This window comes from Labilibaculum euxinicum (assembly GCF_009795715.1).
GTDB classification, from domain to species: Bacteria; Bacteroidota; Bacteroidia; order Bacteroidales; family Marinifilaceae; genus Labilibaculum; species Labilibaculum euxinus.
This window is the reverse complement of the sequence record NZ_WTCR01000007.1, coordinates 295,726-309,265: the sequence shown is the minus strand read 5'-3', so window position 1 is coordinate 309,265 and position 13,540 is coordinate 295,726. Positions and strand designations below refer to the sequence as shown.

The following is a 13,540-nucleotide window of genomic DNA, read 5'->3' as shown; positions in this document are numbered from 1 at the left end:
AATAATAAAATTGTTATATAAAATAAGGGGTTTTTATTTTTATTTGCAGGTATATTGTTAATTTAACACCTGCATTTTAAATCAGATGTTCGATGTCCAAAAAGAGAAAGAAAACAAATACTTCGCAAGTAAGAAAACGGGATAACAGTCCTCATAACAATCCTGTACTTAAAAAAAAATATTTAAAAATTTTAGAACGCGTATGTTATCAGACCGATTGTGAAACTGCTTTTAAACTTCTTTCAAAAGATGAAAAAAGTAATGCCTTCGGACATAGAGTTTATGTAGGATCTATTAAGTTTGAGAACAAAGAGGTTGTTTCAAAAGATGCATTAGAATTCTTTACGAAATATGTGCAGGATTTTTATGCTCACAGTATTTACAAACTGCAGCCGGATAGGGACGTAGAACTCACCAATTTTGAAATTCTTGTAGGATTGCAATTTTTAACCTCACTTGACAATGTGACAGGTGAAAGAAAAAATCAATTGCAGATTGCCTTTACTCCTATGCGGTTAAAATTGGGGACTTTGCAGGAAACGATTAAGACAATTATTTATCATTATGCGATTACTTCCAATAGTACCAACATTTTTAGCGAAACCTTATATAATCTGAAGTTTGATTTTAATGTGAAGGAATATCCAACACTCGGGATGCATTATTTTTCAACTTTAGAGGCTGTTCCGTGCCGTTCGGGTAATTATATCGAAAATGGTAAACTCAGGAAAGTATTTCAATTAGGGTATTTGGATTATGGCTTTACTATGAATTGGGTGTTTGTACCTGTAAAAAGCCTTCAGGGAGTATACCGTGGTGATAAAAAGGAATTGCCGCTGTGTATTCAAAATCACGCCTATAACCGATTATTGGAGCGATTAAAACCACTATCTGGTATAGATATTATCCATCAACTTAGTTATACTTTACAAACCTCTTTGAAGATTGAAATCTACAAGGGAAATATCTTGATCCCGTATTTTCATATAAATCTAAAATGTGGTTATTTCTTAGGAGTAATTAATAAAGATAGATTGATCATTAAGACATTTTTATTTTTGACTCATCATTATACGCCCGAAGGTGATAAGCTGGAAAAAGTATTGGGTTTAAGTAAAGAAGAAATATCGTACTGGAAAATTGGCAGCCTTGAAAATTTCTTCGGTTCAAATTTGGAGACTAATCATGAAATGAGGAAAGCATTTGAGGATGCAGGAATAAGTCATTTATTTACTGTACAATCATTAGGCTGTGAGAAGGAGCAGAGAAATTACAATTGGAAAGCTTTAAACGAATACATCAATCTGGGGAAAACAGAACTATTTGATGAGGGAGCAGAAGATGAAATACTCGAAGAATTGGTTGAGGAGGGGCTTGATGAGTAAGAAAGGAAAAAGGAAAACACCCGTTGTAAAGTATAACGAAAGTGCAGCCGTAAATGTCAATTTTAATCGGATAAAACAAGTGTGCCAATTACTTGGCTGTGCTGATGCTCTAGGCATAATAAGCCAACAGGAGATGAAAGAAATTTACAGGCTTCGCATGCATTTTATGGAGCCGAAATTGATGGCAGGGCATAAGATCAGTAGAGAGAAAATGAGAATCTACAAGCATTTCTGTCAGCTGTTTTGCCAGCAGGAAAAATCCGTTTTGGTAGAAGGACAAAAGCCGGTTTCGGTGATTGCTATGGTGGCCGTTGAGCGGTTCATAGCATGGCACTCCTATGTTCCTGAAACAAGAAGTACTGAAATTAAAAAGGCTTTGCATGTATTATTTAGGCATTTTGCTAAAATTGAAAAACCAATAACGGATTTGTATTGGAATTACAACAGGATACTTATTGTTTCAAATCCATTTACGACAACCATGCACACTTTCAAAACTTCATATGAATACAGAAAAGATGATGTGCATGGCTTGTATCATACCCTAAAGATATGCAGCGTTGAACCACGGGTTAGTAAAGTGAAAATAAATGGGATCAAAAGAATTGTTTATCAGATAGGCTGCCAAAGTGTAAATGATGAACCTCAATGGATCAGCATTTCGGCGGCTAAGTTATCCGGCTTATACAAAGGAGATGAGGAAGAACTTCCTGTCTGCATTCAAAATCATGCACTTATAAGATATTTTAGCCGGATTAAACCCATTGGAGAGGAAGTTGCACAAAGTTACATCGGTATTAGTATGAGGAATAAAGAGCCTTTGATTTATCGTAGAAATGTATTGTTTCCGATTTATTACAAAGATTTTAAGTTGGGGTATTTTATTGCCGGGCCGGTGTGTGACAAGCTAGTAATCAGCACTTTTCTTTTCGTGACACAGCGTGGTACTCCCGAAGGTGATAAGCTGGAAAAATTATCGGGCTTAAGCAAAGAGGAAATTACTTATTGGAACATTGCCAAACTGGAAGTGTTTGCTTCCAGCGAAATGAATCCTGAACAAGGAATTTTTACCCTTTTTAAAGAATGTGGTTTGGATTATCTTTTTGATGTGGCGAAACATATCAACAGGAACGAAAAAGACACCTACAATTGGGATGCTTTTGATGAATACATGAGAAAAGGAAAAGAGCTGTTAAAAGATGATTTAGAGGGGATCGCTGATGAAGAAGACCTGCAGGAGAAAGAGGTCTTACTATTTTGATGTTTTCATTCCAGGTGAGATCATTATTTTTTACAGACTTTAATCTGTTTGAGATTCCGGAAAAAACACAGGATAATATCTTTACAAAATTTGAAAAAACGATCCCGTCTTGGTTTGATCTGATTGAAAGCAGTTTCCTTCCTCTCAAAATGAAAGAAGCCTATACCGCATTAATTCAAGATCGTGCCCGTAGGTTGAATTTAAAAATTGAATAGAAAGTATGGTGTTCTCTCCCCGGGCATCGGCAAAAAAATTGCCAGGTGTTTCTCCCGATAATAGGGATTATTTGTGCTGCTTGTTTTCCAAATGGGCTCTCTGTCTTTAAAGAAGGAGTGACACAAGCAAAAAGAATTTTCAAGTATTTACCCTACTTTAGTTTGGTGTTTTAGGAGGCAAAGCTTTTAAGCTTTGGTATTATTTACTGTTTTATGGTTTCGTTTGAATCCCTTGGTTTCCTTTATTTAGCGCATAAAAAAAAGCAACTAATATTTAGTTGCTTTTTTTTTGCGGAGAGAGAGGATCTTGAACCATCCCTATCTCGTATGCTGTAATACAATGATTTAGCTCTGTAAACTATTTTTCACTACACCGAATTATGTAACTACTTGATTGCTTTGCTTTTTATCAAAATGTTCTCGTTTGCGAGTAATTCAAAGATATAAAAAATGTTCAGAATGCACCGCATTTTATTAGTTTTGTCAACTTAATAAAAATTTAAAGGAATAGTATGAGGGATGAATTTGAATATTTAGAGAGGTTGTTTTACGACACTTATGAAAAAATTGAGAATGAAGATGAAATCTCTATAGTATTTTTGAATAAAGATATTTGTGAAAAGTTAAAATACGAGTTCGATAAAATCAAGAAAATATATTTTGACATTGCAGGACAAGGTAAATCTCGTGAAGCAGTTCAATCTATGTTTGAATTTAGGGCAAAGAGACTGTTAAGTTTTAAAACAAGAATTGAATGTTGTCTAAAATCTGCTCTCGAAGATTTAATAATTTTCCAAATAAACTATGATAGCTATGACTATTATGCGAATCTTCTTGTTGCCTATGAGGGAGTTGTAGGTTTGCTGAAATTTATTACTGTTAAGTTATTTGTATCTCTTAATGATATTTTAGAAGACGAAAGTTTAATTTTAAGATATAAGAGTATTGATGAGACGAAAGTGGAGGTATGGCGTGAAGAATTCTTTAAAAGTTTTTCACTTGGAAATGATCACGTGCTTTTTGATAGTGTAATGTTTGAAGCTAGCGAATATGCTGATTCTCCTCTTAATTCACTTTCTGATGTCCAAAGTGAACCAAAGGATAAAGAAATTGGAAAAGATGATATAGTAAAGGATTTTACGTCTTTTCAAGATTTCGTAAGGGATGTAAAGTCTCAGGTTTACATAAATTTGTATGATTCTAATAGGACTTATTCGTTCATCCAAAAGCCCTTGAAGGTGTTAGATAGTTTGTTAGACACTACAGATAATCTTGTTCAAGAAGAGGAGGTGTTAAATTTTCTAATCGAGACAAATATTGCATCCGCAGAGACTTATGCTTATAGTGTTGAGTATCTTAACAAATCTTTATCCGGCAAGAATGAGAAAGAACGATATGAGGTTTTGATAGCTTTTAAAAAACGACTTTACACTTTAAAGGACAGCCCTACTTATAGAAAACATCATTTGTCGAATATTATGACTTTGGTTGATGTTACTTTGGATAAATTGATAGTATTTATTGAGGACAAACTAAAGAATTACGACAGCACTTTATTGAATAGCATGAGCAGTTCAAATGGTTTTGGAAAGGTTAAGTCCAATTTAACGGTGTCGCAAATGGCTCTGTTTTTCCGATTGCTTTGCGATGAGAATATCTTACAAACTGATAATATCACAAAATTATCCAAGCAAATAGCATCAAGTTTTTCTTCAAAGCAAAAAGATGATATTAGTTATAAATCGGTAAAGAATAATTTTGACAGTCCGCAAAATGAAGCGATTGAATTTTGGGAGACTAAATTGGTTCGTTTGCGTCAATTGTTGAATAAATACTAAATAAAAATATGTGAATTATCATGCAGATAATCAGTGAGCTTACTGAGGGTTGTACAAGTTAGTTGCAACCCTTTTTTTGCTTTGTACTGCCTATGTTTGCTTCCGAAACGATCTACTAGCGCTAGATAGATTTGATTTTTATTAATTAACTCTAAATTTCAATATTATGGAAGTAGTAACAATGAGCAGTGATGCTTTTCTAAAGATAAACTCGCAATTAAGAAGCATGGAAGAAGCTGTTGAAAAATTAAGTAGAAAACACTTTTATCCATTAGAAGAAAGATGGCTTGACAATCAGGAAGTTTGTCAAACACTTCTTATTAGCAAGCGAACGCTTCAAACCTATCGTGATAACGGTACTTTAGCCTTTTCTCAAATTGGTTCAAAAATCTACTATAAGAGCTCAGATATTGAAGCTCATTTGAACAAACATTACGTGAGATCCTTTAAGTAAACCTTTCTTAAAAGGAATCTTCTTTTCCTTTAAATTAATCGAATTGTATGGCATAGACTTAATATGCTGTGAAGTGGTAATGCTTTGCAAACAGGATAACTATGCCCTAATCTTTCTAAAAAATGAAATAATATGAAACCAAATTTAAGTGATAAAATAAACGGTTATCTAGATACTGAATATCTAGATAACCAGATAAAAATAAAGATACATGAGTTTAGCTTCTTCAAAAAGCCAATATCTAATACCAAGCCATACAGGACAATAACTGTTCTTGATGCTTATACGCTTATTAAAGGACATTGGAATATTGAACGAACTCAGACCTTACGACAAATCAAAGATATTGAAGAAGCCAGAGCCTTTAAAGCAAGCCAGTTCAACTATGTCTGCTTCTCAGGAACATTTACCAAAAGAAGTGAGAAACATTTTCAACATCATTCAGGCTTGATGGTGCTGGACTTTGATCATTTGCCGGATGTGGATGGAGTTAAAAAGAGCTTACTAGCTGATGAGAGCTTGGAAACGGTTCTTTTGTTCCGTTCTCCATCGGGTGATGGATTAAAATGGGTGATTGCTATCGATATCAGCTTGATGGACCACAAGAACTATTTTAAGGCTGTGAGCAATTACTTGAAACAAACTTATCGAATAGAAGTTGATGCTTCGGGAAAAGACCTTGCACGTGCATGCTTTCTGCCATATGACCCTCAGGTTTATATAAATCCCAAATATTTGAGTCATGAAAAAGGTATTTAATCCGCATGTATGGGTAGAGGTGAAGAACCAACCCAGAACTATCCAGAGCAAACCACCAACAACTGCGGTTGTTGGTGACTTACTGACAAATGTTGAACAATTAACACAAATGATTGAATCATGTAGCATAGATATCACTCAAGGCTATGAAACTTGGAGGAATATTGGGTTTAGTCTTTCAGAGTCTTTGGGAGAAACAGGACGTAATTACTTTCACCGAATAAGCCGTTTGAATCCTGATTACAATCGTGAAAAGTGCGATAAACAATATACAAATTGTTTGAAGTGCAGGGGTGGAGGAATTACATTGGCAACTCTTTTTTGGATCGCTAAAACTCATGGTGTACTGATAAAAAACAGGATATGACAACTGAAAATACTGAGAAAGTGAGTGAAATAGCTCCTAAGAAAACAATTGCAAATAAGTTCAGCTTAACTGAAGAATATCTGAATGAACGTTATTTGCTTAGAAATAACATTATAAGTCTTGATATTGAGATAAGAAAGAAAGATGCTTCTAAATGGCGGATACTATGTGAAAATTCACTTTATATAGAATTGCAGAAAGAAGGTATAAATATTAGTATTGCAAACCTTTTGGCTCTTTTAAAATCTGATTATGTGCCCGATTATAATCCATTCGAAAGTTATTTTTCCAATCTTCCGGAGTGGGATGGGATTGATCATATCGGAAATCTAGCTTCTTTTGTTCACACCAAGGATCAAAAGTCTTTTGAATTACATTTTCGGAAGTGGATGGTTCGGGTCATTAAAACAGCAATAGACAGTCGGTTTTTTAACAAGCAAGCTTTAATATTTGTTCACGATAAGCAGAACAGTGGGAAATCAACTTTCTGTAGGTTTCTATGTCCGCCAACTTTGGGCGATTATATCTCCGAGAACATATCGATTGATAAAGACAGCCGTATTGCTCTGGCAACAAATATTCTGATCAATCTGGATGAATTGGCAACCCTTTCACGAAGAGATATCAATAGCCTAAAGGCTCTTTTTTCAAAGGAGAAGATCAATGATCGGTTACCCTATGAACGAAAGGCTTCGGTGATTCCCAGAAGATGTAGTTTTATTGGTTCTACCAATGAAATGGAGTTTCTAATGGATGAAACAGGATCTGTTCGCTGGCTGTGTTTTGAGATTGAAAAAATAGATTGGGAGTATTCGAAGAAGATTGATATTGATTTGGTCTATGCTCAGGCTTACCATCTTGTGAAAACCAAGTTTGACTGTAATTTATCATTGGACGAGATCAACGAGAATGAAAGCAGGAATCAGGCGTTTCAAATTCTATCCGAAGAAAGACAGTTGATTCAAAAACACTTTACACATGATGAAACAGAAGATCCTAATTCGTTTCGGACTGCAACCGATATCAAGACGAAACTTAGCCAGATGTTGAATATTAACTATCTGAATGTTGTGAAAATTGGCAAAGCTTTAAAACAGATTGATATCCCCAAGAAGAAACTAAATGGAGTTTATGGTTATTATCTGGATTCAAAAATTTAGTTTTTTCACGTTTTCTTCTTACCCTTCTTACCCTGACTGTTTAAACGATAAGTAATCAGGGTTTTACTTCGGGTAAGGTGTGGTTTTTCCTCTTACCTTTGGGTAAGAGAATTCTTGCAGTTTTCTCAAAAATGGATTTTTGGGTAAGAAGAGTGAACTTATCTTACCCTGCCAGAAGCTTTGCAAATGAGTGAGTTGTGGAAGTTGGGTAAGAGGGTAAGAAGAAAATACGATTTTTCTTAAATTTGAGAATATGGATGATCAGGTTATCTAGATAAATAACCGGGCTAAGACCGGGTTAAACCCTGCTTAAAACCCCTTTATCATTGTTTACTGATTAGGTTTTGATTCTCTGTATTGACTGATTTTACTAGTAAAATGGGAGTTTCCACTATATTGATTTGTTTTTCTGTATGGGTGATCAGTTTATCTAGGTAAGAAACCGGGCTAAGACCGGGATAAACCCTGCTTAAAACCCCTTTATTATTGCTCAATGATTAGGTTTTGATTCTCTGTATTGACTGATTTTGCTGGTAAAATGGGAGTTTCCATTAAGATAATTTGTTTTTCTGTCTGGATGATCATTTATCTAGATAAAAAACCGGGCTAAGACCGGGCTAAGACCTGTTTAAAACCCCTTTATCATTACTTACTGATTTGGTTTTGATTCTCTGTGTTGGCTGATTTCACTAGTCAAATGGGAGTTTACACCATATTGATTTGTTATTCTGTCTGGGTGATCAGTTTATCTAGGTAAGAAACCGGGCTAAGACCGGGCTAAGCCCTGCTTAAAACCCCCTTTATTATTGCTCAATGATTCGGTTTTGATTCTCTGTGTTAGCTGATTTTACTAGTGATATGGGAATGTTCACTAAAATAATCTGCTTTTTTATCTGGATGATCAGGTTATTTAGACAAATAACTGGTGTAAGACCGAGTTACGCTATGCTTAAAATTCAATAAAATGTTGTAATTACATACACTCAGAACTATTAGTTAATTTATCTGATCCTATAAGGACTTTAAATCGCCTTGGTTCTCTGTCTAGCTACACTTAGGAGAATAATCATGTTCTAATAACTGGTATTAATAATTATGTGGAATTATTCTATTTTATGTGGACTCTATATTTTACTTTATATCAATAGGCTGTTTGCTACTTGTTTTTCATAAATTTGATAGGATTGAACAAAAAATAACAGGAGATGCATATTTTTAATATTGAAATTGAAAATTTTAGAATTCTAAAGGATTTTGAGATAAACTTAGAAGAAGAACTTTCTTTAATAGTGGGTAAAAATAATTCTGGAAAAACTTCAATATTAGCAGCATTGGATAAATTCCTTAATCAATCAGAACGTAATAGATTCTCTTACTATGATTTCAATATTGAATTTAAACATGACTTTGATAATTGGATCAGATCTACAGATACTATTTCTGAAGAGGATTATGAACCATTAGGAATAAAGCTAAAATTATTTATCGAATATTTTGAGAACGATAACCTGGCGAATATTAGTAGAGTTATGATGGATTTAGATCCTGAAAATAACAAAGTAGTATTAGGATTTGAATACATCATTAGCTATTCCGATTATAAACGTTTAAGAAGTGATTATCAAATATTTGAGAATAAAGAAACTGCTAAGTTTGAAGAGAATGACCAATATAAAATTAAATCATTAACTGATTTTCTTAATAATAGGCATTCTGATTATTTCAAATCTAAGAAATATTCATTTGGATATAATAAAGAAACTGATGAAGCAGAATTAAATAATTATATAGATTTAGATTCTGAGAAAATAAGCATTAAAGAAATCCTAAATTTCAAATATATTAGTGCTAAAAGGGATGTGACAAACAAAGAAGTTGATAAAACACTTTCTGGGCAGACTTCAAGGATTTATAGAAGAACCGAAGCTAGTGAAGAAGAAAACAACACAATTGAAGAATTTAAAGATAAATTAATTGACACAGACACTCAGTTGAGTGGTATATATTCTAGCTTATTTAACGGTACTATTGAAAAGGTAAAGAAGTTTGGAGGAATTAAACCTAACGACTCTGAGATTGAAATTATTTCTACACTACAACACAGAGAGTTACTTGAGGGCAATACAACAGTTGTTTATAAGCACGATGCTGAAAATAAACTTCCTGAGTATAATAATGGGTTAGGTTACTTAAACCTAATAAGCATGATTTTTGAAATAGAAATACTAGTTCAAGAATTTAGACGTAAAAAGGATGAAAAACCAGCCGATATTAACCTTTTATTCATTGAAGAACCAGAAGCCCATACGCATCCTCAAATGCAATATGTGTTTATAAAAAACATAAAAGATCTATTAAAAGAAGGTGTAAAGCGTGAAGATGGAGAAAATAGAGATCTCCAATACATTATAAGTACTCACTCTTCCCATATTGTAGCAGATAGTGATTTTAACGATATTAAATATCTCAGAAAAACTTTGAGTAATGAAATTGTTTCAAAAGATTTAATGGATTTAGAAGAGGAATATAAAGACGAAGAAAAAAACTTCCGCTTCTTAAAACAATACCTCACATTAAATAGAGCAGAATTATTATTTGCAGATAAGGCAATCTTCATTGAAGGTGATACTGAAAGGATATTATTGCCTGCTATGATGAAAAAGATTGATCAAGAATATAAGGATAATCCATTATTATCACAGAATATTTCAATAGTAGAGGTTGGTGCTCATTCTCATATATTCGAAAAGTTTATTGACTTTATTGGGATTGAAAAATCTATAATAATAACTGACATAGATAGTTATTATTTAAAACCAGAACTTGATGATAAAGGAGTGCAAAAGGAGTATAAAAATGGAAAATTAAGATTTGTAGTTGAACCGTGCGCAGCTAGTCATAAGGACGCAAGAAGTACTTCCAATAATTCCTTGAAATTTTTTCATAATGCACCAGAGGATCTTAAGTATTTTAAAGAATTAAAGTTTGATAAAAAAATATTAAGTAAAAATGGTGATGAAAAATGGCATGCTGACCCTAAAGGAAACCTTTTAGTGTTGTATCAAATAGAAGAATCAGGATATCATGCCAGAAGTTTTGAAGATGCTTTTTTCCATATTAATAAAGATTTCATAACACATGAAAAAAATATATTTTCAAGTTTAAGGCCAACACATTTGGAAAGTTTTAAAAATGATACAATTGATGTTTTTGATTTTTCTGAAAAAGCAGTGATAAAAAAACCTGCTCTTGCGATTGAAATATTACTTAATAGTGAGACAGATAAGAACGATATTGAATTTAGCAATTGGAGTATTCCTGCATATATAAAAGAGGGTTTAGTATGGTTGAAACAAGATTAGAACTAGAACCAGAAGTACAAGAGATCTTAAAGTGTATTGACAATAATCAAAATTTCTTATTAAGCGGTGGTGCTGGTAGTGGAAAAACTTATTCATTAGTTCAAGTTATAAGACAAGTTATTAAAGAAAATCCAACTGCTCAAGTTGCATGTATGACGTATACAAATGCAGCTGTAAAAGAAATTGAAGAAAGGGTTGATCACAAGAATTTAAGTGTATCAACCATTCATGATTTTTTATGGGATAATATAAAACATTTTCAAAAAGAACTAAAATCTACTTTAATCGCATTGTCAAATAATGTCGACGTTAAAAGGATAAATATTGAGGATGATAATGTTCCAGATAATTTCTACGACGAATGCAAAGATGGTATTCAATATAAAGAATTTCTAAGGCTAAAAGATGGTATAATTTCTCATGATGAATTATTAATTCTGACGAATGGTATGTTTGAAAAATATCCTTCTCTAAGTGGTATTTTAAAGGATAAATTCAAGTTTATTTTCATTGATGAGTATCAAGATACTAATAAACTTGTAATAGAGATTTTTCTTGAACATTTAATTAAAAGTACTAAATCAAATATAATTGGTTTGTTCGGTGATTCCATGCAGGCTATTTATGATGACGGTATAGGTAATGTAGATGTTTATAAGGGTGATGCCGTTGATAATTTAAAGGAAATAAAGAAAAATCAAAATCGAAGAAATCCTCAATTAATTATTGATCTCGCTAACTTATTACGTACAGATGGTATAATACAGAAAGCTTCTTTAGATGTGTTAGCTCCAAACATGGTAGATGAGAAAATTAAAGATGGTGAAATCAAATTTATTTATTCATCAGATGGAAATATTGATCATGTAAAGGATTTTCTTTCAAAAGAACTTTATTGGGATTTTACCAATTTAAAGGAAACAAAAGAATTAAATCTAACACATAATCTTATCGCTGATAAAGCCGGCTTCATTGGATTAATGGATATCTACGATAAAGATCCTGTGATTAGTTTAAAGAAAGATATTCTAAATAAAATCAAATACAATAAAAAGAATAATAAACCAGAAATCGAAATTGAAGAAGAAGATACATTTGATATAGTTGTTGATAAATTTGCATTAAAAAATAGACAACGTCTATTAAAGAAAGATGTTTTATTACAAGAACCCGCAAATTTATTATTGTATAATCAGTTAAAAGATAAGCCATTCTCGATAGTTCGAAAAATATATCTTACAAAGGATTCTTTAATTGATAATAAAAAACAAGATACAGAAGAAGAAAATAGAAAGGGATCCAAAAGAGATAAATTGATTAAACATCTATTCAAAATTCAATCAAACATCTCACTTTATTCTGACAAGAAGTATAATGATTTTTTGAGAATTACAGATTTTAGGAATCAAATAAGACGTATCGAAGATAAAAGAATTCTAAAAGGGAATATTGAAGAATTAATGAATGTTGGTATGAAAACCATCGAAGAAGTCATTAATGATGCAAATGACAAAGGAATTTGCTTGATTGATGATCACATAACAGATTTTAAAAATCGAAATGAGTATCTGTATAACCGTGTGAAAGATATTCCTTTCAAAGAGTTTCAAAATTTGTATCAATATTTGGAAGGTTACACACCCTTTTCTACGCAGCATAAAACTAAAGGAGCCGAATTTAATAATGTCTTTGTCATTTTAGATAATGGAAAGTGGAATGATTACAATTTTGAATATTTATTTACGAATAGAGTTGACAAAGAAAGTGTGTTAAAAAGAACTCAGAAAATCTTTTATGTTTGCTGTACCAGAGCTAAAGAAAAACTGGCCGTTTATTATCACAATCCTTCGACTGAAATAATTGACCAAGCAAAAGAATGGTTTGGGGTTGATAACGTAATTCCTCTTTAAACTTACAGATAACATTTGAGAAGAAACCTTAACGGTTAACTATGGTATTGTCTCATTGCTATGTATTATAGTAAACAAAAAATATGTCAGAAGAAAATTTAATTGCAGCAGTTGATATTTCTCGAATAGCAACACAGGCAATTGCTAATTCAAAAAAAATATTGCACTACGGTGCTGGTAATATTATTCAAGATATAATAAGCTCTGAATCACAGAGTCTTGGAAGGGCTGATTATGCTAGGGATTTATATAAAAAAGTTGATCGAGATAACTTAAATGAATTAGAAAAAATACAACTACGGGCTTGTGTCGCAAGAATAGCAGAAGGTGGATTCTGTTATGAATATTCATCTCTAATTTTTTTGGAGCTTATGCAATCGACAAAAGGATTGCAAATCCAGCTTTGTCGTTTGAAAATGATAATTAATGAGGGAGATTATCATGTATTTGTGAGAATATTAATGGAAGACTCTGAGGACATTATTGTTGATGCATGGGGTGATAATTATGAAATCATATATTTCAATAATTGGACTGATAAAAGCCGTAATGATCTAATAATAACAATTTATCAAGACACGACTAGAGGAGTAAGGATTTCTGACAAGGAAATTATGTCGAGTATTAAACAATTGTCACTCTACAAAAGCACTCAAAAAGCTTTATTGAAATACATGAAATATAATAATACTGAACATCCCCTTAAATCAAAGGAGAACCTTGAAGATCTTGAATTTGGATTTGTTGGAGCCCGTTTAAAAATAGTTTATCCAGATCCTTATTTAAAGTAATTATTTCTTGCTGAATGTAATCAAAAGAAAAGAACTTA

Annotated in this window: 10 protein-coding genes; all 10 read left to right on the top strand. The window is 32.5% G+C overall.

What is annotated here, in order from left to right; all coding sequences use genetic code 11:
• The first annotated feature begins 92 nt into the window (after positions 1-92).
• Positions 93-1,385: a hypothetical protein gene (locus GQR60_RS11540; protein ID WP_124993062.1), complete on the top strand. Its 1,293-nt coding sequence runs from the start codon at positions 93-95 to the stop codon at positions 1,383-1,385.
• Positions 1,327-2,646, top strand: a complete 1,320-nt coding sequence (locus GQR60_RS11535; protein WP_160463468.1) for a hypothetical protein — start codon at positions 1,327-1,329, stop codon at positions 2,644-2,646. The genes GQR60_RS11540 and GQR60_RS11535 overlap by 59 nt, the downstream gene beginning before the upstream one ends.
• A gap of 727 nt (positions 2,647-3,373) precedes the next feature.
• Positions 3,374-4,699 carry a hypothetical protein gene (locus tag GQR60_RS11530; protein ID WP_124993060.1) on the top strand — a complete coding sequence of 442 codons (1,326 nt, stop codon included), beginning with the start codon at positions 3,374-3,376 and terminating at the stop codon, positions 4,697-4,699.
• Between the two features lie 166 nt (positions 4,700-4,865).
• Positions 4,866-5,153 carry a helix-turn-helix domain-containing protein gene (locus GQR60_RS11525; RefSeq protein WP_124993059.1) on the top strand — a complete coding sequence of 96 codons (288 nt, stop codon included), beginning with the start codon at positions 4,866-4,868 and terminating at the stop codon, positions 5,151-5,153.
• Positions 5,154-5,285: 132 nt separating this feature from the next.
• On the top strand, positions 5,286-5,912 hold the full coding sequence (locus GQR60_RS11520) for a BT4734/BF3469 family protein (protein ID WP_124993058.1): 627 nt from the start codon (positions 5,286-5,288) through the stop codon (positions 5,910-5,912).
• A complete protein-coding gene (locus GQR60_RS11515) occupies positions 5,896-6,279 on the top strand; it encodes a PriCT-2 domain-containing protein (protein ID WP_124993057.1) in 384 nt (127 codons plus the stop codon). The genes GQR60_RS11520 and GQR60_RS11515 overlap by 17 nt, the downstream gene beginning before the upstream one ends.
• Complete coding sequence (locus GQR60_RS11510) at positions 6,276-7,439, top strand: VapE domain-containing protein (protein ID WP_124993056.1); 1,164 nt, start codon at positions 6,276-6,278, stop codon at positions 7,437-7,439. Before GQR60_RS11515 ends, GQR60_RS11510 begins: the two co-directional genes overlap by 4 nt.
• Before the next feature lie 1,205 nt (positions 7,440-8,644).
• Complete coding sequence (locus GQR60_RS11505; RefSeq protein ID WP_124993055.1) at positions 8,645-10,801, top strand: ATP-dependent nuclease; 2,157 nt, start codon at positions 8,645-8,647, stop codon at positions 10,799-10,801.
• The gene (locus GQR60_RS11500; RefSeq protein WP_124993054.1) at positions 10,783-12,711 is read left to right on the top strand and encodes a UvrD-helicase domain-containing protein; all 1,929 of its coding nucleotides are present in this window, start codon (positions 10,783-10,785) and stop codon (positions 12,709-12,711) included. Before GQR60_RS11505 ends, GQR60_RS11500 begins: the two co-directional genes overlap by 19 nt.
• 83 nt (positions 12,712-12,794) lie before the next feature.
• Positions 12,795-13,502, top strand: coding sequence for a hypothetical protein (locus tag GQR60_RS11495; protein ID WP_124993053.1), 708 nt, complete (start codon positions 12,795-12,797; stop codon positions 13,500-13,502).
• Positions 13,503-13,540: the final 38 nt, after the last annotated feature.

What these genes read in the sequence shown, in the direction of transcription:
- GQR60_RS11540 (WP_124993062.1), top strand. Translation starts at nt 93, where the DNA reads ATGTCCAAAAAGAGAAAGAAAACAAATACTTCGCAAGTAAGAAAACGG.
- GQR60_RS11535 (WP_160463468.1), top strand. Translation starts at nt 1,327, where the DNA reads ATGAGGGAGCAGAAGATGAAATACTCGAAGAATTGGTTGAGGAGGGGC.
- GQR60_RS11530 (WP_124993060.1), top strand. Translation starts at nt 3,374, where the DNA reads ATGAGGGATGAATTTGAATATTTAGAGAGGTTGTTTTACGACACTTAT.
- GQR60_RS11525 (WP_124993059.1), top strand. Translation starts at nt 4,866, where the DNA reads ATGGAAGTAGTAACAATGAGCAGTGATGCTTTTCTAAAGATAAACTCG.
- GQR60_RS11520 (WP_124993058.1), top strand. Translation starts at nt 5,286, where the DNA reads ATGAAACCAAATTTAAGTGATAAAATAAACGGTTATCTAGATACTGAA.
- GQR60_RS11515 (WP_124993057.1), top strand. Translation starts at nt 5,896, where the DNA reads ATGAAAAAGGTATTTAATCCGCATGTATGGGTAGAGGTGAAGAACCAA.
- GQR60_RS11510 (WP_124993056.1), top strand. Translation starts at nt 6,276, where the DNA reads ATGACAACTGAAAATACTGAGAAAGTGAGTGAAATAGCTCCTAAGAAA.
- GQR60_RS11505 (WP_124993055.1), top strand. Translation starts at nt 8,645, where the DNA reads ATGCATATTTTTAATATTGAAATTGAAAATTTTAGAATTCTAAAGGAT.
- GQR60_RS11500 (WP_124993054.1), top strand. Translation starts at nt 10,783, where the DNA reads ATGGTTGAAACAAGATTAGAACTAGAACCAGAAGTACAAGAGATCTTA.
- GQR60_RS11495 (WP_124993053.1), top strand. Translation starts at nt 12,795, where the DNA reads ATGTCAGAAGAAAATTTAATTGCAGCAGTTGATATTTCTCGAATAGCA.